Below are 21,543 nucleotides of genomic sequence, written 5' to 3'. Positions count from 1 at the left end.
CCCACCTGATCAATATCACGACCAGATCGCCGATCTGATTCAGGCCGCGCATCTTCGGATGCGCGGCTTTTTCTTTTGCCAAAGCCGCGCGTTACGCCACCTTCGCGCAAGGTTGATCCGCCATGCGGAGGCAGAGCCACTGTGGTGGATACCGAGTCCTGCCGATGCCCGGTCGCGAACACATTGAGAAGCTGTGGAACAATATCCTGGAGCTCGGGCCCCGGCGCTTGATCGCCCTCGGACTGGTGGGACTGACCGTGTTCCTCGCCATAGGCCTGGGGGCCTATTACCTGAGCCGCCCGCTCCGGGAGACCCTCTATTCCGGCTTGAGCCGTGACGACGTGAGTCGCATGGGCGTGGCGCTCAAGGACGCCGGGATTCCCTTCGACGTCAGTGCGGACGGCACATCGGTTCTGGTCAGCTACGGGCAGACCGCGCAGGCCCGCATGCTCCTGGCCGAGAAGGGCCTGCCCCAGAGCGGCAAGGCCGGCTACGAACTGTTCAACGACCTGGGCTCGCTGGGCCTGACCTCGTTCATGCAGGACATCACCCGGGTCCGGGCCCTGGAGGGCGAGATCGCCCGCACCATCCAGACGCTCAAGGGCGTCAAGGCAGCCCGGGTCCATATCGTGATGCCCGATCCCGGCTCGTTCCGCCGCGAGCAGCAGCCCGCCTCGGCCTCAGTGGTCGTGCGCACCGAGCCCGCCAACGATGCCTCGACCGCCCCGGCGATCCGGCAGCTCGTCGCCGCCGCCATTCCCGGCATGAAGCCCGAAAAGGTGACCGTGCTGAATACCGATGGGACGGTCCTGCTCGCCGGCGACGATGCCACCACGGCGCCGGCCGGCCGCCTGACGAGCCTCGAGCAAACCGTCACCCGGGAGATCCAGGACAACGTCCGCCGCACGCTTACCCCTTATCTGGGGCCAAACAATTTCGAAATCAGCGTTGTTGCCCGGCTCAACACGGACAAGACCAAAACGGACGAGACAATCTTCAATCCTGACCAGAAGGTCGAGCGCTCGCTGCGGACAATCAAGGAATCGGAGAGTTCGCAGAACCGCGCCCCCCAGAAGCCGACCACCGCTCAGCAGAACCTGCCCGATCAGCGCGTCCGTTCCGAGGGGACCGATGCGTCGAGCTCCGAAAGCCAGCGCCGCGAGGAATTGTCCAACTTCGAGATCTCCTCGAAGACGGTCCAGACCGTCAGCGACGGCTATTCCGTGAAGAACCTGTCCGTCGCCGTTCTGGTGAACCGGTCCCGCCTCGAGGCGCTCGCGGGCAGCGTCAAAGACGGGGCCAAGGTCGATCTGGAGCCGCAGATTTCAGAGATCGAGCAACTGGTCGCGTCAGCGGCCGGCTTCAACAAGGGCCGGGGCGACCAGATCAAGGTGGCGGCCGTCAGTTTCATCGACGAAGGTCAGCCTCTCGCCCCCACGCCGGCCCTGGGTGTCGGCGACGTCCTGATGCGGCAGTCCGGAACCCTGATCAACGCGGCCACGATCCTGATTGTCGGATGCCTGCTCATCTGGTTCGGCTTGCGTCCAGCGGTCAATGCCATCCTCGCCCGCCCCTCGGAGGTCGGAACCGAACTCACCGTCGCCCCAATGGACCTCGCGGCGGCGCTCGGCGTGCCGCAAGCGGAGCAGGTCGGGGCATCCTCGGATCCCAGCCTGATCGAGGATTTGAATGAGCACGTCGCGCGCTCGCCGATCCGCAAGCTCGAGCAGCTGGTGGAACTCGACGAGGAGCAGGTCGCCAACATCCTGAAACAATGGCTCACGCGCGACGAGGCCGCGTAATGGTGGATGCACCTCCGATCTGGACCGTATTTTCGGATGCGGGTCAGCGATCGTCCCCCACCCTTGCGGCCCTGATCGCCAAACGGGATCCGGCCGACGCGACCGCCCCCCCGCAGGACGCCGATGCCATCGCGGCTGAGGCGCGCGCGGAAGGCCGCCGAGAGGGCGAGGCGCTGGCCGCTCGGGCGGCTGAGGCCGCCGCGGCGGCGGAACGCGCCGCGGCGGCTACCACCCTGGCGGAGACACGGCAGCGCTGGGTCGAAACGGAAGCCGCTGTCCTGGCGAAGGGCTTCGCCGAGCAGGTTCAGATGCTGGAAGCCCGTCTGGCCGGGAGCCTGACGCGGGTCCTCCAGCCCTTCTTGGCGGAAGCCCTGCAGCAGGAGGCGATCCGTGAGTTGCAGGCGACCGTGTCGACTCTAGTGGCAGACAGTCAGACGGGCACGCTCACCCTGAGCGGCCCGCCGGATCTCGTGGAGGCGCTGGCCCAGCGCCTGAATCTGCCGCCTGGCCGACTCGCCTTGTCGCCGGACAGCAGACCTGACCTGCGCATTCAGACGAACTGGACGGTCATTGAGACCCGGCTCCAGGCATGGGGTGACCGTATCGCCGCCCTCATCGAGGACCGCTGAGCATGGCCAACGATCACCCCGAGATCATTATCGTCCGCCGGCCCCCGCAGGACGACAACGAACATCATGGCGGCGTCTGGAAGATCGCATTTGCCGACTTTATGACGACGCTGATGGCGCTGTTCTTGGTCTTGTGGCTGACCAGGGTCACGAGCGATGAGACCAAGACCAGCATAGCGAATTACTTCAATCCGATCAGCCTTTCCCAGCCTCTCCCGCTTCGGAAGGGGCTCAGCGATCCTCAGCCGGGTTCGACGGATTCGAAGGAGGGAAACAAGGCGAGCGACACGGCGGCCGCCGCCGGCACGCGGGACAGATCCGGCACCCTGCCGCCCGGATCGGCGGGGCGGGAGCGGGAACTGTTCCAGGATCCCTATTCCGTCCTGGCGCACCTCGCGACCGAGTCCGATCCGGACAAGCCCCAGAGCACCACGATCGGCGATCTCGGCGAAGCGGGTCGGCGGGGGGGCGACGTGGCCCGGGATCCGTTCGATCCGCTGTACTGGCAGGTGACCACCCTGTCGCCGGCGAAGACCGACCGGCCCGCCCCAACCGGGATCACACCCCCGCCGGCCCAGGCCAGGCCCGATGCGCGCGGAGCCGGAGACGCGGGCAGCATGGAGGCTGAACCGCCGGTGTCCGATCGCCAAGATCGCCAAGCGGCGGAGGCGAAGGCCCCCGAGGCCAAGGCAGCAGGACAGACGGCCACAGGACACACGGCGACGGCAAACAAGGTGGCGGAGATCAGGGACACCGGCGCCAAGGCGGCGGAGGCTCCCATCGCGGGGTCGGCCCCGATCCCGGCGGCGACCGCTGCGGCCCAGGCCGCGCTGCAAGCGGAGATCGCCAAGATCTTCCCGCCCTCCGCGCCCGGTCCCCGCATCGAGGTTCAGGGGACGTCGGAGGGGCTCTTGATCAACGTGACGGACGACCTGAATTTCAGCATGTTCGCGGTGGGCTCGGCCGAGCCCCGTCCCGAGATGGTGCGGGCCATGGAGCGCCTCGCGAAGGCGCTGGCCTCGCGCCCGGGCCGGCTCATCATCCGCGGCCATACCGACAGTCGGCCGTTCCGCTCGGACGTCTACGACAATTGGCGGCTCTCGACGGCGCGCGCCCACATGGCGTCCTACATGCTCATCCGAGCGGGCATCGAGGAGGCGCGGATCTGGCGCGTTGAGGGGGCGGCCGACCGGATGCCGCGCAACGCGCCAGATCCCAAGGCGCCGGAGAACCGGCGGATCGAGATCCTTCTCCAAGGAATTCCGGGATGAGGCGGATCCTGCTGGGTGCCCTCGGTGCGCTCGTCACAGGGCTCGTGGATCCAGCCGTCGCGGAACCGGCGCCCACGGCGGTTCCGCAGGCGGACCGTCCCGCGCTTCCGGAGTCCGTGCCGGCACCGGCGGCCCTGGACTCCCAGGGCTTGAGGGCCGGTCCCGTTGCCGCGGTGCGGACACTGCAATTGCTGCAGGACCGGGTCGCGTCCGGCTCGGTCGCCGCCCATGAGGGTCAGCCGCGGCTGATCGCCCGGATCAACGCGGATCTTCTCGCTGCGGCACCGGAAGTCTGGGCCGACGGGCATCATGTCAGAGCCGCCATCGTCTTCTCCCTGAGCGGCGGGGGGCCGGCGATCCTGCGTCGCCTGACTGCGCTGGACGGGCTGGGCGACCGGGAGGCGACGCTGGCCCGCGGCGCTCTAGCCTTTATCGAGGGGCGGGATGCGGACGCGAACCGCCTCCTCAGGGATTTCGACACGGCGGGTCTGCCGCCGACGCTCGCCGGTGCGGTCGGCCTCGCGCAGGCCTCGCTCATCGTGACCGAGAATCCGGTCCGGGCGATCGCCCTGCTCGATCGCGTGCGGCTGCTGCTGCCGGGGACCCTCAGCGAGGAAGGAGCCCTGCGCCGCGAGGTCTTCGCCCTCGGGCAGATCGGCGATCTGCACAGGTTCGAAGCCCTGGCGATTCAGTATCTGCGCCGCTTTCCGCATTCGGTCTACGCTGGCAATTTCAGGCAGCGCCTCGCCTACCAGTTGACTCAGTTCGATGTCGGCCGGGACGAGGCGCGCTTCGGGGCCCTCAACAGGATCGTCAACGAACTGGCTGCCGGGAGCCGGCGCGATCTGTACCTGCTGATCGCCCGTACGGCGATCCAGGAGGGCAAGACGGCCTCGGCGCGCCTGGCCGCCGACAAGGCCCTGGCGCTCTGCGGGCCCGAGAGTCCGGAGGCGGCCCAGGGACGCCTTTACCGGGCGGCGGCCGAGATCGTGGACCTGGCGACCTTCGAGCCCGGGCTGCGGACCTTGCAGGCCCTCGACCGATCCAAGCTTCCCGCCCGCGACATCCCCCTCCTCAAGACGGCGCTTGCGACGGCCGAGGAGATCGGGCGCGGTCTCGTCGGCACGCGCGTGGGGCCGGTTTCCGACACGGCGCCATCGCGACAGGCGCAGGCCGCGGCGGATTCCACCGATGGCGCGGCCAGACTGATTCCCAAGGCCCAAGCCACGATCGACCAGATCGATCTGCTCCTCCAGAAGGCAACTCCGTGACCCTGATCGCCGCCACGGTTCAGAGACCCGCGCCGAAGTCCGATCGCGAGATGGCGCGGTCCCATCCGGAGACCGACCTCCGGACCCCGCCGGACAGGGGCCGGCCCGGCGCCTTCGGGGATGTCCTGCGCGAGATCGCGGAGCCCCCCTCCACGCCCTCGTCCGACGAGGACCGGGATGATGCCGCGGAGCCGCGGGGACCTGTCGCGAAGGGCCGCCCCGACGAGGCGAGCGTGACACCCGCGCTGTCCCCCGCCGATCCGGCAAGCGCCGCCGCGACGGTGCTGGCCAACGTCCTGAACACCGCCCATCCGGCGGCCGCCTCCGACGCCCCCGCGACCGGCGGCTCTCCGGGGCCGCGCACGACAGCCCCCGACGCCGCAGCCCGTTCTGCACCCGCGCTGGTGCGCGGAGCAGGATCCGCGCAGGGGCTGCTCGCCGGATCAGGACCCAAGCCGGACGTCACGGTGCTCGACCGCGCGGTCCATTTCAAACCCGTGCTACCCCCGGCAGCGCTACCCGAGTCCGGGGCCGCCGAAGCTGCGCCAGCGGCCTCCGGGGCACCAACCGTGGCTGGACAGAACCCCGCCCGGACGGGACTGAGCGACGTCATCGCCACCGCGGCGCGGACGCTTCAGGCCGCGACCGGTCTCGCGCCCCAGGGTCCGGCAGACACGGCGATGCCCGCCGAAGCTGCGCCGGCGGCCTCCGGGGCTCCCTTTGTGGCCGGACAGAACCTCGCCCGGCCGGGACTGGGCGACATCATCGCCACCACGGCGCGGACGCTTCGGGCCGCGACCGGTCTCGCGCCCCAGGATCCCGCAGACACGGCGGTGCGCGCGGCCATCGCCCCGCCCGGCACGTCCGACCTGAGCGTGCCTGCGGATAGCCATGCGGTCCCCGGAATCGCCCGTACGATCCTCGCGGCCGCAGGCCATCAGAGCCGGGCCGGCAGTTCCGTCCCGGCCCCCAGGGACAGCGTCGGGACAGAGACGGGCCTGCCCGCCATCACCCTGCCGATGATCGCCGCTGCCATCGAGGATGAGATCGCGCGTGCGGTGCCGGCCCGTCCGGATGCGGTCGGCAATCACGCCGACCCGGCGACCGGGACCGCGCCCGACGGACCGCTGCGGGTGCTCAGGATCCAGCTGAGGCCGGAAGAGCTGGGAACCGTCACCGTGGAGCTGCGACTGGCGAATGGCCAGCTCGAGACGCACCTGCGCGCCTCGCGGCCGGAAACCGCCGCGCTCCTGCAGCGGGATGCGGCCATCCTCACGGACCTCCTCAAGCAGGCGCACCACCAAGCCGATGTCACCGTCGCTCAAGCGCGACCGGCCGATGCGGGAGGCTTTGCCGAAGGTGCTCCGTCGCAGGGTCAGTCCTCCTTCGCAAACGGGGGGGCTCGACCGGGTCACCGGGAGGATGGGCAACGACAGGCGGCGCATCGTTCGGCCACCGGCCGGCGCGACGGAGAGCGGATCGATGAGACGATACGTCCTCGCGACGGCGGCATTTATCTGTAGCGCGGTTCCGGCCGCCGCAAACGTGTGTGAGGCCGAGATGGGCCGCGCCTCGGCCCGTTACGGCGTGCCTCTCGGCGTCCTCTACGCCGTCGGCCTCACGGAGACGGGCAAACGCGGCTCGCTCCAGCCCTATGCCATGAACATCGAAGGAACGGCCTATTTCGCGACCGGGCCCCAGGACGTGCTCGCCCACTTCACCGAGGCGCGCCGCCGGGGCGCGCGCCTGATCGATCTCGGCTGCATGCAGATCAATCACCATTATCACGGCGGCAAGTTCGGCTCGGTCGAGGCCATGATCGACCCGCACGCGAACGTGGACTACGCGACGCAATTCCTCCGGGACCTGAAGAAGCGGGAAGGCAGCTGGACGATGGCCGTGGCGCGCTATCATGCCGGCCCGCACAACAACGCGGCGCAGAAGATCTATATCTGCCGGGTCGTGGCGAACATGGTGGTGACGGGTTTCGGCCAGTGGACGCCCGCCGCCACGCGCTTCTGCCAGTGAGAGCCGGAAGGCAGTCCGGAAGCGTCCATGGAACCAAGGGAAGAACCGGGGTCTTTCGCCAGAGGCCACCCGACACCTGACGATCACCGGGCAGGACGGCGGTCATCGTCCGTTCACCGGCCTGGAGGAGCCGCATGACCGACGCCCCAGAGCCGCCGGAAGCACCATCCGGGAAGATGGCCCTGCTGGTGGCCCTCACTCTCGCGGCCGTCGCCGCCGCCGCCTATGTCCTGATCCGTATGGATTAGTCCGGCCGTCGCCGCGCCGACGGACGATCCCGCTCCGTCGCTACAGGATTCGACAGCTCCCGTAGCTGACCTTGATCGCATTGCGCTCCTCGGGATTGAGCTGCGCCTCGACGAAGTTCAGCTTGTTCAGGTCGATCAGCAGGAAATAGACGCCGTTCTGGCATTTGATCGCGTTGCGCGGCGTGCGCTCATTCAGACGCGGCGAGGCGGTCTGACACTCGTAATAGTCGGAGCGTCCTGCCGAGATCACGGTCAGCAGGCCGCCGCTGGTGACCAGCGAGAACGTCCGGGCCTTCTGGGGCTGCGGCTTCGCCCCCTCCGGCGTGGCGGCATCGAGACCGACGGACGCCTCCTCCGTACACGTCATCGGACGGCGCAGCTGGGAGGCGGACGGCGTGATGCTCAGCAGGAGAAGCGCACCGGCGAGCGCTACCCGTTTCGCGATCATCGGCGAGGGATCCGTGATTCGTGGGTAGTTTCTACCCACAAGCTAGGCCTTTACCCGTCGGTGTAAATGCCGCCTGCTCGGGCGGAGAGGCCGATCAACAGATTTGCCCGCTCGTTCCATTTCACGGCGCGCGTGATTACGGGTCAAGCCGGTCTCGCCGAGGACGGCCACCCGGCTTCCGCGGCCGGCGAAACGGGTTCTACGCCTCCGGGACATCTGGATTGTCGTTGGCGGCCGCTTCGGCATCGCGCCGCGCCGCGATCTCCGTGCCGATTTCCATCAGCAGCAGCCGGGACAGGAGCTGCATCGTCGACGTGCCGTGTAGGGCCAGGAGTTGATGGGCCGCGATGGCCGTCTCCACCATGCGGTCAAAACCGTCTTCGTCGGACATGGCGGGGCGGTAACCTGGTTGAATGCCGAGCATACAACTTAAAGGTATGGATCGAGTTCGATCGCCCGCGCAGAAACAGGAGGCCCCATGATCCCGCCCGGCCAAGCCGACGTTCTGCTGAGGAGATTGGCCGAGGCACTCGAAAGTCCGGTCGAGATCTTCTTCCAGGAATCCGGCTCCGAAGCCGGAGGCGCGTCCGGATCGGACTGCGACCCGATGCCGACCCTGGAGCTGCTCCGCCTGTGGCATGCCTTGCGGGAGCCGCGGAGCCGGCAACGGGTCCTGGCGGCCGCTCGTCAGGAGGCCCGGAACCTGCGCGCGACCGGCGCGACGGACGCGGCGGCCGGCTGATCGAAGCCCGGCCGCGCAGCCGCCTTCAGAGGCTGCGGCGGCCGGGTCGCGCGTGCGCTGTCAATGGCTCGCGGACGGGGGCGCGGGTACGGCCGCGAAGGTCAGGACCGTCGCGGGGAGGGCGGGCGCCGCCGGTGCGGCCGGCTTGTCCTGCGGATCCGGCTTGTCCTGCTTTGCCATGCGCTTGTCGCGCTTCTCGTAGAAGGCATTGCCCCCGGCGACGGCCACGTAGTGCATGTTGGTGTAGGGGAACCGGTGGCCGGCGGTGTGGAAATACATCGCCTTCCCGACCTTCGGGTGGCGCTCGCCGGCCAGGACGGCATCGGCGGCATCGGCAACCTTCAGCAGGTCCTTCTCCTGCATCGGCTTGGTGAGCACGCCCGGCGCGAACTGTCCCGGCTGGCCGACAACCGCGCAGATGCCCCCCGGGAAGACCGCATTCTCGAGCCGGTTCATGACCACCGTCCCGACGGCGACCAGCCCGTCGCTGTCGCTCCGGTTCGATTCGAAATACATGGCGCGGCCGAGACAATCGCGCTCGGCATCGCTGACGACCATCGGCGGCTTGCGGTCGGGGATCGACCCTGTCGTGAGAACCGGCGAAGCGGTGTTGCAGGCCCCCAGGCCCCCGGCTACCGCCAGGACAATCAGTGCAGGACCGACCTTCGTCCTCTCGCTACCCTGCATGCATGTGCGCTCCGTGCTCCCCCCAGCCTGCCGCGTCGGGCGGTGTTCCGCTCCGACCGGGCGAAGGCCAAGCTTGACGGCACGTTCGCGGCGAGGATGTGGCGAGGGCGTTCCCGCCTCGGGGCCGGCCCTGAACCCGGGCCTCAGTGCTGGCCCTGGCCGGCGGCCAGGATGGTCACGCCCACGGCGATCACCGCGATGCCCGCCAGCATCGTCGGGTTGATCGCCTCGCCGTACAGCCACGCGCCGCCGAGCGCCGCGCCGATCATGCCGATCCCCGACCAGATCGCGTAGACGACGCCGATCGGCAGCAGGTCCATGCTGGTCGACATCAGCCACAGGGCGGTCCCGTATCCGAGGGCCACGATCACCGTCGGTCCCGGACGCGTGAAGCCTTCGGCGGCCTTCAGCGCCAGGGTGGCGGTGACCTCAGCGCCGATGGCGAGCCCGAGGATCAGGAACGGATTCATGGCACGGCGAACTTTCGGGCTGCACGGGCTGCGTGAATCGGGCGGTCGAGGCGTGTAGAACCTGTTTGGAATCGGACGCCCGAGCAGACGGAGGAGCGCAGGGCCGGCCCAAGTCTGCTTCGAATCGGCCGCAGGACATCGGCGGCCGCCGCCCGACACAAGGCCACAGATCCATGAACATTTCCGAACCAGCGTCCCGGACCTTCGCGGGCGCTGAGCCAGGCGCACCGCGCCCGGTTCTGCGGCCGGGCGTGGGCCGATTGGGGCTTTCGTTAAGCCCTCCTGCGCATGGTGGCTGCGCGCCGGCCCACCGCCGCGATGGCGGCCGCGCGACAGCGACGATCCAGAGCGACACAGACCCAGCATGACCGCGTCCTTGGCGATCCCGGACTCTCCGGCCCGCACGCGCCGGGGCCGCCGCTGGGGCGTGATCGCGGCGGCGGGCGGCGCCGCCGTTCTGGGTTGCGCCTGGACCGCCGCCGCGCTGATCAACGTCCCCGACCCCGTCACCCTGACGGCCCTCGCGGTCATCGAGCCGTCGTCGGTGGGCACGTGGTTCCCGAGCCGGATCGTCCAGGCCCCCGCGCGGGCGAGCGATCTGCCGGCCCGGCCGCGCCCGATCCTCGACCGCGTCCCCTGGAAGGGGAAGACCGTCCCGCTGATGGATGTGCTGGCGGCGACCCACACCAACGCCTTCCTGGTGGTGCAGGACGGGGTGCTGATCCACGAATGGCAGCGCGCGGGAACCGGACCGGAGACGCTGTTTCCCTCGTGGTCGGTGGCGAAGTCCATCGTCTCGCTGCTGGTCGGCGCCGCGGTGGCGCGGGGTCAGCTCGCCGAGACCGACCGGGTCTCCGCCCTCCTGCCCGAATTGAAGAACGGCGCGGTGTTCGGTCAGATCACCGTGCGCAACCTCCTCGACATGGCGAGCGGGATCGCGGTGCCGGAGAACTACGATCCCCGGCATCCCCTGACCGGTACCGCGGGGATGTACCTGACGCGCGACATCACGGCCTTCGTGCGCGACAACGCGCATCTGGCGTTCAAGCCCGGAAGCAAGGGCCGCTACCGCAGCATCGACACAGAGCTGCTCGGCCTGATCCTCGCCCGGGTCGAGGGCAAGCCCCTGGCCGACATCCTCTCGGAGCGGATCTGGAAGCCGATGGGCGCCCAGGCCGACGCCACCTGGAACCTCGACCGGCCCGGCGGCGTCGAGAAGGCGTTCTGCTGCATCAACGCGACGGCCCGCGACTTCGCCCGCCTCGGCCTGCTGGTGGCCGACCAGGGCCGGCTGAACGCCAACCGCATCGTCCCGGCCCGCTGGATCGAGCGGATCATGACGCCGGCCCGGCGCGACGTCGACGGCTGGCAGTACTCGGCCCAGTGGTGGCACGCCCCGGGGGGCGAGGACGACGACATCTCGGCGATCGGCGTCTACGGCCAGTACATCTACGTGAACCGCGAGACCGGCACGGTGATCGTCAAGCTCAGCGATCACGGCGCCGAGCAGGACGAGATCGACACGCTCGCGGTGATGCAGACCATCGCGGCCGATCTCGCCGCCGGTCGCCCCCCCGCTTCACGCAAGGAACCCTGAGCGGGGCGCCGCGGCCAAGGCTTAGACCGAGAAGGCTTCCACCGAGAAGGCTTCGGCCAACAAGGCTCCGGTCGAGGCCCGGTCAGGCCTCGGTCGGTCCGCCCCCCCGCACGGAGGATTGCTGGGTGAGCGGGCTCAGCGGCGTCAGACCCCGTGCCCGCCAGTTGCGCAGGAGCCGCCATCCGACCCGCCGCCACGCGATCGACGGGACCGGCGAGGCCGGATCGACGAGGGCGCTGAGAGCCCGCGTGTAGTCGAGCACGAGGCCCGGGGTCCAGGTCATCGACCGCGCCCCGTTGCGCAGGAAGGCCGCCGCCCAGAATTCCGGCGTGGTCAGCGCCGCGGCGAGCTGCCGCCAGGGATGACCGCCGCGGCTGAACGCGCCCTCGACCGCGATGTCCAAGGCCTGGGCCACCGTGGTGGAGCAGTTGCGACTGATGAAATTGTAGGTGGTGTCGGCGCTGTAGTACGCCCAGAACGCCCGCAACCGGGCGGCGTCGATGCCGTTGAGCGTCACCGCCACCGTCGCCGGGCACCAATCCGCCACCTCCGCCTCGTGGGAGGGCAGAAAGCGTCCGGGCACGTCGTTCTCGGGGCCGGCCCGCAGGCTCGATCGCAGGTTGGCAGGCGAACGGTCGATCTCCACCGCGGGATAGTGGCTGATGTAGAGGTCGTCGCCCTGCTGCAGGGCGGCGTGGCCGGTGGAGAACCGCCCCGCCTTGTCGACGGAGGCGACGTAGCGCCGGATCAGCCGCTGGCCGGCGGGGGTCGTCGCCTGCCCGGTGGGGGTCCAGACATAGACCGTCAGGCTGCCGGGCTCGGCGTTGCCGACGGAGGCGGCCGGCTCGGCTGTGCCCAGGCGCCGGGTGCGCAGCCCGGCCAGCGCGAGGTTGGCCCCGTTCAGGATCAGGAACATCCCGATGCAGTAGCCCACCGTGCCGGCATACCAGGTCGGCCAGGGCTGGAGATGGAACAGGCCGAAGGCGATGCTGAGGCCGCCCAGGGCCACCGACATCCGCCAGCCGGAAAACTTCAGCAGGCTCGCGATCGTGATCCGGACCACGCCGTCCACCGTGAAGGCGATGCCGAAGATCATGGCGAGCAGGAAGGTGCTGTGCCGGGTGGCCATCATGATCAGCACCGCCATCACCGACAGCAGCACGCCCTTGAACAGGCGCAGCCGGCGGGCGGCGCCGAGCGCGGACAGGCCGGCGGCGAGGGAACTCACGCCCTCCGCCAGCAGGATCAGGCCGAACCACCGGTCCGGAACGTGGAGCGCCCCGTCCAGGGAATCGATCGCCACGAGGATGCCGAGCGACGACCACAGCAGGCCCGTGGCGACGATCAGGTGCCAGTGGCGGCGGACCGCGGCCCGCCCGACGAGGAGCATCCAGAGGGGCGCCATCCGGCCGCCGGCGGCGTCCGCGCCGCCCGGTCCGGGCGCGTCGAGCGCCGAGAGCGCACGCGGGATGGAGGTCGAACACGGTCCGGACATAGGGGTCGCCCTCGAAAGCGCGCGTCAACGAGCCTCTCGCACAGATCCCGCCATGCCGTCACGGCCGGAGCGAGGCTCCCGACACGCACGAGGTCTGAGGAGCGCGCGAGGCGCACGATCGAGACGACGATCCACAACTTGCCTGAGGACTTTGTTAATCGCGGCCTCGCACGGGCTCCCGCGCGGGTCGCGGATGGCCGGGACGACGACCGTGCCGCCGCCTCGCCCGCGCCTCCCGCGGCCCGGCGGCATCCCGGATTGTCCCACGTCTCCGCGACTGATTCGGCCGCTGACAGCCTGTCATCGCGCGACCATTCGCAGTCATCGGCCGCAGGCCGCCGCAGCAAACGCCGCCACTGCGCAATATTTGCGAAGCCTCCCGAGATGGCAACCTCATGTTGCCTCGCAAGAACAGAATGTGTTCAAAGCACATCTTAAGATAAACCGTAGACAAATCGCACAGTTTTTGTATTGTTACGCGCCAATCTTGGCAGACTCGAAGCAATTCGGCGCATGATCGGGCGGTAAATCACGATCAAGAGTTCGGATTTGTCGGTGCGCTGATGCTCAAGCTTCGTTTCTACGCACTGGGGGATACATGAATACGATCGAATTGAACGAAAAGGCCTCAGATCTGAACACAGATCTGATCAAGTGCACGGCTTCACTGGTTGCGGCTTACGTGTCCCGGAACGCGGTGGGGGTGGGGGACCTGCCGGTTCTGATCGATCAGGTGCATACGGCCATAACGGTCCTGCAGGGGAGCGCCTCGGGATCCGGTGCGGGCTGGACCGGCCCGACCGCCGCACAGATCGAATCCTCGATCCAGCAGGATGGCCTGATCAGCTTCATCGACGGCCGGTCCTACAAGACCCTGAAGCGCCACCTGACCGCGCACGGCCTGACGCCCGAGCGCTACCGGGCCAAGTACGGCCTGCCGGCCGACTACCCGATGGTCGCCCCGGGTTACGCCGCCAAGCGCTCGGAGATCGCCAAGGCGATCCAGCTGGGCCACAAGGCGGCCTGAGCGAAACCCGGTCCGCACCGCCCCTCGACGCCCCATCCGGGCGCCGAGACGGGTGCCGAGACGGGCGGGCGCGGATCCGGGCTGCGGGCCGGCGCGGCAGGATTGCCCCGTGGGGGCCCGCCGCGCGCGGGCGCGGCTCAGACCCGGGCGACGGCCAGGGTCCCGTCATCGATGGGAACGAAGCGGACGCCCGCCCGGCGCAACGCATCGACCGCGTGCAGGCGGGACCGGCTCCCCCGATGCTCGCTGTCCTCCTCCAGGCGCCGCACCGTGGAATGCGACAGGCCGCTCGCCTGGGCGAGATCCATCATCGACCAGTCGAGCAGGGCCCGGGCGGCGCGCAGATGGTGCCCGGTGACGGAGTGCTCCAGGCCCTCGTGCGCGCCGACCGGCACGGGGGCATGGCTGCGGACAGGGTACTTGAGGCCGCCACGCCCGAGATAGGTCCCGTCCAGGTCCCAGATCGGCATCGTGAGAATCCGGAAATGCCAGAGCTCGCCGTTTGCGAGACGCTCGTGGGCCGTACCCTGGAAGAACGCCCGCCGCTCGATCCGCTCCGCGGCCGCCGCCTGGAAGGCGCTCCGCTCCTCCGGAACGATCAGGAGATACGGATCGGCGCAGATCTCCTCGAGGGGGAGGCCGTGGACCTGGGCGACCGCGAACGGGATTTCGCGGATGCGATCGAGGCCCATCGAGAAGGTCGTGATGTGCTCCGTGAGATAGAGCGCGCCCTGGCGCCGCCGCTCCTCCTGCCGCAGGCGCGCCAGCTGCTCCCGGTCGCTCACGTCGAGCGCCGTGCCGTTGAGGGCGACGGGGCGCCCCTCCGTCGAGAACCGGATCTCCATCGTCAGCGACAGGGTGCGAACCGTGCCGTTCGGCCGGATCACCCGCACGATGACCTCGCGCGGGACATGCCCCTGCCGGATATCGGTCAGCGCCGGCATCAGGTGCCGATCCTCCGGGTGGATCAGGCTGAGCAGCAGGTCATAGCGCGCCTTCGCGGCATTCGGCACCAGACCGAGCAACCGGTAGAATCCCGGAGACCAGATCTGCTCCCCACCCGCGAAGACCCAGCTCCACGCACCGCTCATCCCACGACTTTCCGTGAGAGTCAGGAACTCTCCCGAAGAAAATGTCAGAGCGCTTAAAGCAGTATGGAACATCTCAGCACCGCGCGGACCATATCATCGTTCCACACATCCGAACAAGGAATTTTTATTGCAATTAATTCATAATTAAGCTCTATTTTCAAGCAATAATGTAAAATGTTTTGCGAGATTTATTTTACAATACAGCATTCCTATCCAATCCGATCCAGATCATCGTGATACAGCCCATGACCTGCGGGCTTGCGCCTGCCAATCTCCGCAACACGGACATCCCGCCTGCGGAACCCTCATCCGCCCCCGCGGCGCGCCGCCTGAACCGCATCGCGACCGGCTCTCGATCAGCGCACCCGCAAAAGTTGGCACCGTGTCTCGCTCACGCATGTTTCAAAACAATGATCATCCGCGATAACATTGGATCTATTCCGGACAAGAGGCTTGACAACGCCATATTTCCCCGAGCTATTCATTGAATATTGGATAAATCGCGATCCATATTCATAAAGAAGATATTTTAATACGCCGGGCCACAAGACGATTTCATAAATATTACGGAGCAAATATTTATTCTCGTCACCTCGCGCCGGCGGCCATGGTCGCGTGTTCAATCGGTCGCAGGTCCGCACGGAGGGGCGCGGATCCGGGATCCGGTGCGGCCGCGCCGGCGGACGGTTGACAGGTCGGGCCGAACAATGCGGGGAGGTGGGCCGCACACCGGGAGGAACCGCATGAGGGTCGCCTGCATCGGCGAGTGCATGGTCGAGCTGTCCGAACGCCCGGACGGGACCCTCGTCCAGGGTTTCGGCGGCGACACGCTGAACACCGCGCTCTATCTCGCGCGTCTCGGCGTCAGGGTCGATTACGTGACGGCGCTGGGTGACGATGCCTGGAGCGACGCGATGGCGGCAGCCTGGGGCCGCGAGGGCATCGGCCTCGACCGGGTCCGGCGGCTGCCGGGCCGGATGCCGGGGCTCTACATCATCCGCACGGATGCCGCGGGCGAGCGCAGCTTCCACTACTGGCGTGATCGCGCCGCGGCCCGGGACCTCTTCACCGAGCCCGGCGCCGCCGAGACCGAGGCGGCACTGGCCGGCTACGACCTCGTCTACCTGTCCGGCATCAGCCTCTCGCTCTACGGCGAGACCGGGCGCGCCACCCTGTTCGGGACGCTGGCGCGCCTGCGGGACCGAGGCGGTCGGGTGGCCTTCGACACCAATTACCGGCCCCGCGGCTGGCCCGACCACGACGAGGCCCGGGCGGCCTTCCGCGCGGCCCTGGCGCTGGCCGACCTGATCTTCGCCTCGGCGGAGGATCTGGACTGGCTCTTCGGCGCGGCGGGGGCGGACGAGGTGCTGCGCCATCGCGGTCGGGCCGAGATCGTGCTCAAGGCCTCCAGCGGATCCGGGCCCGTCGCCCGGGTGCTGCACGGGACGGCCGACACCGCCGTGCCGGCCGGGCCGGCGGTGCGGGTCGTCGACACCACGGCCGCGGGCGACAGTTTCGCGGCCGGCTATCTCGCCGCGCGCATCGCCGGGCTGGCACCGGAGGCCGCCGCCGGCGAGGCCCATCGCCTCGCCGGGGTGGTGATCGGGCATCGCGGCGCCGTGATTCCCCGGGACGCGATGCCGGCACCCGCCGTCCGGCAGCCCGCTCCGGACGCCTGAGGGTCGCCGGGACCGGGGGCCGCCCTTGAGGCGGACAGGCGCAACCGCTACCTCTGCTCCCGGGGGACGATCCCCGCAGCTTCATCGCCGCGCGTGGTGCGGCCGAGAGGGCACCCGTGGCGCCGAGTCCCCCGCCGATTCCCCCGCCGATCCAGATTCCCGAGCCCGACGCCGCCGCGGGCGGCGGCGCCCCGAAGACGCGGGTCAGCGCGCGCGGCCGGCTGCGCACCTACTTCCTCACCGGGATCATCGTCGCCGGCCCCCTCGCCATCACCGCCTACATCACGTGGTGGTTCATCGCGCTGATCGATTCGTTCGTGAAGCCGCTGGTGCCGGCGAGCTACCTGCCGGACCATTACCTGCCGTTCTCGATCCCGGGCCTCGGCCTCGTGATCGCGTTCCTGGCGGTCACGCTGCTCGGCTTCCTCACGGCCAACCTCGTCGGCCGTTCGGTGATCGAGTTCGGCGAGGTCCTGCTGGCGCGGACGCCGGTGATCTCCGGCCTCTACAAGGGCCTGCGGCAGATCTTCGAGACCCTGTTCTCGGCCAACGGCACGTCGTTCCGCACGGTGGGGCTGGTGGAGTTCCCCGTGAAGGGCACATGGTCCGTGGTCTTCCTGTCGGCTCCCGCCGGCCACGAGGTCGAGGGCGCGCTGCGCGCCCGGGGCGCCCCCGCCGACGAACTCGTCGGCGTCTTCCTGCCCTGCGCCCCCAATCCGACCACGGGCTTCTTCTTCTACCTGCCCCGCGCCGAGGTGGTGGAACTCGCCATCAGCGTCGACGACGCCGCCAAGCTGGTGATGTCGGCCGGGGTGATCCAGCCCGAGGATCCGCAGGGGCGCCTCAACGCCATGGCGGCGACCCTGCGGACGGCCCAGCAGGCCGGCGGAACGGTGTCGCGTCGGGAGCCGCAGGACGCGTGAGGCCGCGCTTCCGGGCCAGGCTCGCTTCGGGCGCGGCGCCCGCCCGGCTCCGAGACCGACCCGTCACCGCGCGCGCAACACGGCGACCCGGTCGCGGCCGCCCGCGCGGCGTGACGCGCCGCCGGATTGCGTCGTCTCCCTCGCAAAGCCCCTGAAGGCGGGGCCGATGCCGCCTGCAGGGCGGACGAAAAAGGCCGGCCCGCACAGGTGCGGACCGGCCTGGAATGCCTTGGAAATCCCGTCCGTTCCGCGGCGGCTCAGCGCTGCAGCGAAGCCGTCTGCGGAGCGATGGTCGGCGGGGTCGCCTGCGCGACCGTCACGGCGCTGCGGGGGGGCGTCGGCCCCCAGCCGGCGGCGCATTGGAGCGTGAGGGCGAGACCCAGCGCGATGCACAGCCCGTTGGCGGCCAGCCAGAAGGGGCGGGCGGCCCGCCGCACGGCGGCCTGCAACTCGTCCGCGGTCTTGCCGGCCGCCTCGGCGGCGCGATCCGAGATCGGCAGCAGCCAGGGCTCGGTCGGCAGGGCTTGGATACCGGCCATCTCGTGGGAGCCCGGCAGGTTTTGGAACAGTCCGTTCGACATGTCCGTCCTCCAGATTCGTCCGTGATGTCCCGGCTTACCGGGCCATTCGTTCATCTCCAGTTAAGGGAAGAATATGGCTGATGCAAGATCGCGCGGCCTGTCCGGAGCCTGCCGGGCCGCCGCCAAGACGCGGCCAAGCTTCCGTCTAATCCCAACAAGTTCTTGATAAGATTGGCCTTTCCCGAGAGCCTGTGACATTGCGGCATCGGCCTCCCGGCTTGGCCGAGCGAGGGCGATTCCCGCCCCCACCGTTCAGGAACACCGGACGTTCCTGAACGAAACCGTTCATCCGGCGCCGATCAAGCGGATCGCAGCCTCGCGCTCGAACAGGTAGAGCAGCACCCGCAGCGCCTGCCCGCGGGGGCTCTTCAGTCCGGGGTCGCGCTCGACGATCATGCGGGCATCGTCGCGGGCGGCTTCCAGCAGGGCGGCATCGCTCTCCAGGCGGGCGAGCCGGAACGCGGCCATGCCGGATTGCCGGGTGCCCAGCACTTCCCCCTCGCCGCGGAGCTTCAGGTCGGCCTCGGCGATGCGGAACCCGTCCTCGGTCGCGCGCATCATCTCGAGCCGCGCCCGCGACACCTGCCCGAGCGGGCCCCGGTAGAGCAGCAGGCAGGACGAGGCCTTCGAGCCGCGCCCGACCCGGCCGCGGAGCTGGTGCAGCTGCGCCAGCCCGAACCGCTCCGCGTGCTCGATCACCATGATGGTCGCCTCGGGCACGTCGACGCCCACCTCCACCACGGTGGTCGAGACGAGGAGCTTGGTCTCTCCGGCGGCGAACCGGGCCATGGCGGCATCCTTCTCGGGGCCGGGCATCTTGCCGTGGATCAGCCCGACCGCATCGCCGAAATGCTGCCGCAGGTCGTCGAAGCGCTCGGCCGCGGCGGCAAGGTCGACGAATTCCGATTCCTCCACCAGCGGGCAGATCCAGTAGACCCGCTCGCCGCCCGCGATGGCCCGGGCGAGGCCGGCCACCACCTCGTCGATCCGCTCGGTGGGCAGGGTGATCGTGCGGATCGGCTGGCGGCCGGCGGGCTTCTCGTCGAGGATCGAGACGTCCATGTCGCCGAAGAAGGTCAGCGCCAGGGTGCGGGGGATCGGCGTCGCGGTCATGACCAGGAAGTCCACCGCCTCGCCCTTGGCGCCCAGCGCGAGGCGCTGATGGACGCCGAACCGGTGCTGCTCGTCCACCACCGCGAGACCGAGATCGCGGAAGGTGACCGCCTCCTGGAACAGGGCATGGGTGCCGACCAGGATGTCGATCTCGCCCGCGGCGAGGGCGGCGAGCGTGCTCTTTCGCTCCGCGGCCCGGTCGCGGCCGGTCATCAGGCGCAGGCGCAGACCGCCGGCCAGGGGCTTGAGCCGCTCGAAATGCTGCCGGGCGAGGATCTCGGTGGGGGCCATCAGGGCGGCCTGACGGCCGGCCTCCACCGCCGAGGCCATAGCCAGCAGCGCCACCGCGGTCTTGCCGGAGCCGACATCGCCCTGGAGCAGGCGCAGCATCCGGCGGGGCGCGGCGAGATCGGCGCGGATCTCCGCCACCGCGCGCGCCTGGGCGCCGGTCAGCGCGAAGGGGAGGGCGGCCTCGATGCGGGCGCTCAGGGCGCCGTCGCCGGCATTGACCCGGCCGGCCTTGCGTCGCTGGCGGGCGCGCAGGAGGGCCAAGGCCAGTTGCGAGGCGAGCAGCTCGTCGTAGGCCAGCCGCTTCCGGGACGGCGTCGCGGGCGGCGGCTGGAGCGGATCCTCGGCCTTCGGGGGCGCCTCCTCGGGGCGGTGCTCGAGGCGGAGCGCATCCGCGAAGGCGGGCAGGCGGTTCTTCTCCAGCCAGGCCGGGTCCTGCCATTCCGGCAGGACCGGCAGCCGGTCGAGGGCCGCCACCGCGAGCTTGTTGATCGCCCGCGAGGTCAGCCCCTCCGTGGCGCCGTAGACCGGCTCGACGGCGGGCAGCTCGGCCAGTCCCGCCTCGTCCACGATCCGGGACGGGTGGACCATCTGGCGGGTGCCGTCCCAGAGGTCGATCCGGCCGGTGATGTAGCGGTGCGCCCCGAGCGGCAGCATCTTCTCCACCCGGGCGCGGGGCATGCCGAAGAAGACCAGGGAGATGTCGCCGGTGGCATCCTCCACCAGAACCCGGTGCGGGCGCCGGCCCGAACCGATCTGGGCCGGCCGATGCGCCACCACGGTGACGCCGATCGTCACCGGCTCGCCGACGGGCGCGTCGCTGATCGAGCCCATGAGCTTCCGCGCCACGCCGCCCTGGGGCAGGTGGAACAGCAGGTCCACGACCCGGGCCTCGCGCTCGGGGGTGCCGAGCAGCTTCTCGATGAGGGGCGCCATCTTCGGGCCGATGCCCGGCAGGGCGCGGGCCGGCGCGAACAGGGCGTCGAGAATGCTCGGGCGCAGGGCGGGTGCGTCGGCCGATGCGGCGGGACGCGCACGGGCGACCTCGCCCTCGGACGACTCGGCCGCGTCGGGGTCCTTCAAGGCCGGGTCCTGAGTCGCGCGTGCATCTGTCATGGCGGTTCGGCGGACATGGTGCCGGAGGCGCCTTATCATCCGGTGCATCCCGGCGCGCCAGTGCGGCCGATAAAGACCGAGCCCAGAGACCGATCCCATGGCCAGCGACTTCCTGCCGGGCTTCGACCGGCACCGGATCGAGACCGCACCGGGCGTGACGATCCATGCCCGCTCGGCCGGCTCGGGCCCGCCGGTGCTGCTGCTGCACGGCCATCCGCAGACCCTCTCCACGTGGCTCCACGTCGCCCCGCAACTCGCGGAGCGCCACAGCGTGGTGGCGATGGACCTGCGCGGCTACGGGGATTCGTCGAAGCCCCCGGGCGGGGACCGGCATACCAATTACGCCAAGCGCGCCATGGCGGCCGACGCGGTCGCGGTGATGCGGGCGCTCGGCCACGACCGCTTCGCCGTGGTCGGGCACGACCGGGGCGGGCGCGTCGGACACCGCCTCGCCCTGGACCATCCCGCCGCGGTCGAGCGGATCGCCCTGTTCGACATCGCGCCGACCGCGACCATGTACGCGCGCACCGACAAGGATTTCGCCACCCGGTACTTCTGGTGGTTCTTCTTCATCCAGCCCCATCCCCTGCCGGAGACGCTGATCGGGGCCGATCCGGAATACTTCCTCCGCCACCACGTCGAGGGCCAGTCCAAGACGCCCGGCTCCACCCCGCCGGACCTCTTCGCCGAGTATCTGCGCTGCTACGCCGACCCCGCCTGCCGCCACGCGATCTGCGAGGATTACCGGGCGGCGGCCGGGATCGACCTGGAGCACGACGCCGCCGATGCGGAGGCGCGCGTCGCGGCGCCCCTGTTGGCGCTCTGGGGCGCGAAGGGCGTCGTCGGCCAGACCTACGACGTGCTGGCGACCTGGCGCGAGAAGGCCACCACCGTCTCGGGCCGGGCGCTGGATTGCGGCCACACCCTCCAGGAGGAGCGGCCGGACGCGGTCGTCTCGGAGCTGACGGCGTTCCTGGGCTGACGGCGATCAGCCGCCCGGAGCAGATCGACCGCGAGGTGGGCCGACAGGGTCTCGC

At 69.7% G+C, this 21,543-nt stretch carries 20 protein-coding genes; 12 read left to right on the top strand and 8 right to left on the bottom strand.

Annotated elements, in window-relative coordinates; translation table 11 throughout:
• Positions 1 to 164 precede the first annotated feature (164 nt).
• From fliF to BM396_RS00505, 6 genes are read left to right on the top strand one after another with little or no spacing between them, the layout of a single operon-like run.
• Entirely contained in the window at positions 165 to 1,802 is a 1,638-nt protein-coding gene (gene fliF / locus BM396_RS00530; protein WP_043379619.1) for a flagellar basal-body MS-ring/collar protein FliF, read from the top strand.
• Entirely contained in the window at positions 1,775 to 2,431 is a 657-nt protein-coding gene (locus BM396_RS00525; RefSeq protein ID WP_139239437.1) for a hypothetical protein, read from the top strand. The genes fliF and BM396_RS00525 overlap by 28 nt, the downstream gene beginning before the upstream one ends.
• Positions 2,432 to 2,433: 2 nt before the next feature.
• A complete protein-coding gene (locus BM396_RS00520) occupies positions 2,434 to 3,702 on the top strand; it encodes a MotB family protein (RefSeq protein ID WP_043379625.1) in 1,269 nt (422 codons plus the stop codon).
• A complete protein-coding gene (locus BM396_RS00515) occupies positions 3,699 to 4,973 on the top strand; it encodes a chemotaxis protein (protein WP_051975945.1) in 1,275 nt (424 codons plus the stop codon). The genes BM396_RS00520 and BM396_RS00515 overlap by 4 nt, the downstream gene beginning before the upstream one ends.
• Positions 4,970 to 6,496 carry a flagellar hook-length control protein FliK gene (locus tag BM396_RS00510; RefSeq protein WP_043379627.1) on the top strand — a complete coding sequence of 509 codons (1,527 nt, stop codon included), beginning with the start codon at positions 4,970 to 4,972 and terminating at the stop codon, positions 6,494 to 6,496. The genes BM396_RS00515 and BM396_RS00510 overlap by 4 nt, the downstream gene beginning before the upstream one ends.
• The gene (locus BM396_RS00505; protein WP_075380073.1) at positions 6,456 to 7,001 is read left to right on the top strand and encodes a transglycosylase SLT domain-containing protein; all 546 of its coding nucleotides are present in this window, start codon (positions 6,456 to 6,458) and stop codon (positions 6,999 to 7,001) included. Before BM396_RS00510 ends, BM396_RS00505 begins: the two co-directional genes overlap by 41 nt.
• A gap of 288 nt (positions 7,002 to 7,289) precedes the next feature.
• Here BM396_RS00505 and BM396_RS00500 read toward each other — a convergent pair whose 3' ends face one another.
• The gene (locus BM396_RS00500; protein ID WP_043357279.1) at positions 7,290 to 7,697 is read right to left on the bottom strand and encodes a hypothetical protein; all 408 of its coding nucleotides are present in this window, start codon (positions 7,695 to 7,697) and stop codon (positions 7,290 to 7,292) included.
• A 199-nt stretch (positions 7,698 to 7,896) separates the two neighbouring features.
• Complete coding sequence (locus BM396_RS00495; RefSeq protein WP_043357287.1) at positions 7,897 to 8,088, bottom strand: hypothetical protein; 192 nt, start codon at positions 8,086 to 8,088, stop codon at positions 7,897 to 7,899.
• A gap of 87 nt (positions 8,089 to 8,175) precedes the next feature.
• Between BM396_RS00495 and BM396_RS00490 the strand changes: the two genes are divergently transcribed.
• On the top strand, positions 8,176 to 8,439 hold the full coding sequence (locus tag BM396_RS00490; protein ID WP_043379630.1) for a hypothetical protein: 264 nt from the start codon (positions 8,176 to 8,178) through the stop codon (positions 8,437 to 8,439).
• Between the two features lie 60 nt (positions 8,440 to 8,499).
• Here BM396_RS00490 and BM396_RS00485 read toward each other — a convergent pair whose 3' ends face one another.
• Entirely contained in the window at positions 8,500 to 9,126 is a 627-nt protein-coding gene (locus BM396_RS00485; protein ID WP_051045108.1) for a cell wall hydrolase, read from the bottom strand.
• A gap of 143 nt (positions 9,127 to 9,269) precedes the next feature.
• On the bottom strand, positions 9,270 to 9,596 hold the full coding sequence (locus tag BM396_RS00480; RefSeq protein WP_043357283.1) for a DMT family transporter: 327 nt from the start codon (positions 9,594 to 9,596) through the stop codon (positions 9,270 to 9,272).
• A gap of 364 nt (positions 9,597 to 9,960) precedes the next feature.
• Between BM396_RS00480 and BM396_RS00475 the strand changes: the two genes are divergently transcribed.
• Positions 9,961 to 11,193, top strand: a complete 1,233-nt coding sequence (locus BM396_RS00475) for a serine hydrolase domain-containing protein (RefSeq protein WP_043379632.1) — start codon at positions 9,961 to 9,963, stop codon at positions 11,191 to 11,193.
• Positions 11,194 to 11,275: 82 nt separating this feature from the next.
• Here the strand turns inward: BM396_RS00475 and BM396_RS00470 are convergent, their stop codons facing one another.
• Positions 11,276 to 12,688 (bottom strand): DUF4105 domain-containing protein, encoded by a 1,413-nt coding sequence (locus BM396_RS00470; RefSeq protein ID WP_043357293.1) that lies wholly within the window; start codon positions 12,686 to 12,688, stop codon positions 11,276 to 11,278.
• A 598-nt stretch (positions 12,689 to 13,286) separates the two neighbouring features.
• Here BM396_RS00470 and BM396_RS00465 point away from each other — a divergent pair.
• Positions 13,287 to 13,715: a Ros/MucR family transcriptional regulator gene (locus BM396_RS00465; protein ID WP_043357295.1), complete on the top strand. Its 429-nt coding sequence runs from the start codon at positions 13,287 to 13,289 to the stop codon at positions 13,713 to 13,715.
• 137 nt (positions 13,716 to 13,852) lie between these two features.
• Here BM396_RS00465 and BM396_RS00460 read toward each other — a convergent pair whose 3' ends face one another.
• Positions 13,853 to 14,806 carry a PAS domain-containing protein gene (locus BM396_RS00460; protein ID WP_236961451.1) on the bottom strand — a complete coding sequence of 318 codons (954 nt, stop codon included), beginning with the start codon at positions 14,804 to 14,806 and terminating at the stop codon, positions 13,853 to 13,855.
• A 743-nt stretch (positions 14,807 to 15,549) separates the two neighbouring features.
• Here BM396_RS00460 and BM396_RS00455 point away from each other — a divergent pair.
• Together BM396_RS00455 and BM396_RS00450 are read left to right on the top strand one after the other, a co-directional pair.
• Positions 15,550 to 16,485 carry a sugar kinase gene (locus BM396_RS00455; RefSeq protein WP_043379637.1) on the top strand — a complete coding sequence of 312 codons (936 nt, stop codon included), beginning with the start codon at positions 15,550 to 15,552 and terminating at the stop codon, positions 16,483 to 16,485.
• A gap of 137 nt (positions 16,486 to 16,622) precedes the next feature.
• The gene (locus tag BM396_RS00450; RefSeq protein ID WP_085987715.1) at positions 16,623 to 17,408 is read left to right on the top strand and encodes a DUF502 domain-containing protein; all 786 of its coding nucleotides are present in this window, start codon (positions 16,623 to 16,625) and stop codon (positions 17,406 to 17,408) included.
• 257 nt (positions 17,409 to 17,665) lie between these two features.
• On the opposite strand, the gene BM396_RS00445 is transcribed toward BM396_RS00450, so the two are convergent.
• Both BM396_RS00445 and recG read right to left on the bottom strand, forming a co-directional pair.
• Positions 17,666 to 17,989 carry a hypothetical protein gene (locus tag BM396_RS00445; protein WP_043357302.1) on the bottom strand — a complete coding sequence of 108 codons (324 nt, stop codon included), beginning with the start codon at positions 17,987 to 17,989 and terminating at the stop codon, positions 17,666 to 17,668.
• A 285-nt stretch (positions 17,990 to 18,274) separates the two neighbouring features.
• A complete protein-coding gene (gene recG / locus BM396_RS00440; protein WP_170867451.1) occupies positions 18,275 to 20,506 on the bottom strand; it encodes an ATP-dependent DNA helicase RecG in 2,232 nt (743 codons plus the stop codon).
• Positions 20,507 to 20,603: 97 nt separating this feature from the next.
• On the opposite strand from recG, the gene BM396_RS00435 reads away from it, so the two are divergent.
• Positions 20,604 to 21,488: an alpha/beta fold hydrolase gene (locus BM396_RS00435; protein WP_043379639.1), complete on the top strand. Its 885-nt coding sequence runs from the start codon at positions 20,604 to 20,606 to the stop codon at positions 21,486 to 21,488.
• Positions 21,489 to 21,543: the final 55 nt, after the last annotated feature.

It is taken from the genome of Methylobacterium sp. UNCCL125, from assembly GCF_900116795.1.
Taxonomy (GTDB): domain Bacteria; phylum Pseudomonadota; class Alphaproteobacteria; order Rhizobiales; family Beijerinckiaceae; genus Methylobacterium; species Methylobacterium fujisawaense.
The sequence above is the reverse complement of the archived record's forward strand: the minus strand, read 5'-3'. Positions and strand labels throughout refer to the sequence as shown.

Bases quoted from the DNA above. Each gene is read 5' to 3' on its own strand.
- fliF (WP_043379619.1), top strand. From the start codon at position 165: ATGCCCGGTCGCGAACACATTGAGAAGCTGTGGAACAATATCCTGGAG.
- BM396_RS00525 (WP_139239437.1), top strand. From the start codon at position 1,775: ATGGCTCACGCGCGACGAGGCCGCGTAATGGTGGATGCACCTCCGATC.
- BM396_RS00520 (WP_043379625.1), top strand. From the start codon at position 2,434: ATGGCCAACGATCACCCCGAGATCATTATCGTCCGCCGGCCCCCGCAG.
- BM396_RS00515 (WP_051975945.1), top strand. From the start codon at position 3,699: ATGAGGCGGATCCTGCTGGGTGCCCTCGGTGCGCTCGTCACAGGGCTC.
- BM396_RS00505 (WP_075380073.1), top strand. From the start codon at position 6,456: ATGAGACGATACGTCCTCGCGACGGCGGCATTTATCTGTAGCGCGGTT.
- BM396_RS00500 (WP_043357279.1), bottom strand. From the start codon at position 7,697: ATGATCGCGAAACGGGTAGCGCTCGCCGGTGCGCTTCTCCTGCTGAGC.
- BM396_RS00495 (WP_043357287.1), bottom strand. From the start codon at position 8,088: ATGTCCGACGAAGACGGTTTTGACCGCATGGTGGAGACGGCCATCGCG.
- BM396_RS00490 (WP_043379630.1), top strand. From the start codon at position 8,176: ATGATCCCGCCCGGCCAAGCCGACGTTCTGCTGAGGAGATTGGCCGAG.
- BM396_RS00485 (WP_051045108.1), bottom strand. From the start codon at position 9,126: ATGCAGGGTAGCGAGAGGACGAAGGTCGGTCCTGCACTGATTGTCCTG.
- BM396_RS00480 (WP_043357283.1), bottom strand. From the start codon at position 9,596: ATGAATCCGTTCCTGATCCTCGGGCTCGCCATCGGCGCTGAGGTCACC.
- BM396_RS00475 (WP_043379632.1), top strand. From the start codon at position 9,961: ATGACCGCGTCCTTGGCGATCCCGGACTCTCCGGCCCGCACGCGCCGG.
- BM396_RS00470 (WP_043357293.1), bottom strand. From the start codon at position 12,688: ATGTCCGGACCGTGTTCGACCTCCATCCCGCGTGCGCTCTCGGCGCTC.
- BM396_RS00465 (WP_043357295.1), top strand. From the start codon at position 13,287: ATGAATACGATCGAATTGAACGAAAAGGCCTCAGATCTGAACACAGAT.
- BM396_RS00460 (WP_236961451.1), bottom strand. From the start codon at position 14,806: ATGAGCGGTGCGTGGAGCTGGGTCTTCGCGGGTGGGGAGCAGATCTGG.
- BM396_RS00455 (WP_043379637.1), top strand. From the start codon at position 15,550: ATGAGGGTCGCCTGCATCGGCGAGTGCATGGTCGAGCTGTCCGAACGC.
- BM396_RS00445 (WP_043357302.1), bottom strand. From the start codon at position 17,989: ATGTCGAACGGACTGTTCCAAAACCTGCCGGGCTCCCACGAGATGGCC.
- recG (WP_170867451.1), bottom strand. From the start codon at position 20,506: ATGACAGATGCACGCGCGACTCAGGACCCGGCCTTGAAGGACCCCGAC.
- BM396_RS00435 (WP_043379639.1), top strand. From the start codon at position 20,604: ATGGCCAGCGACTTCCTGCCGGGCTTCGACCGGCACCGGATCGAGACC.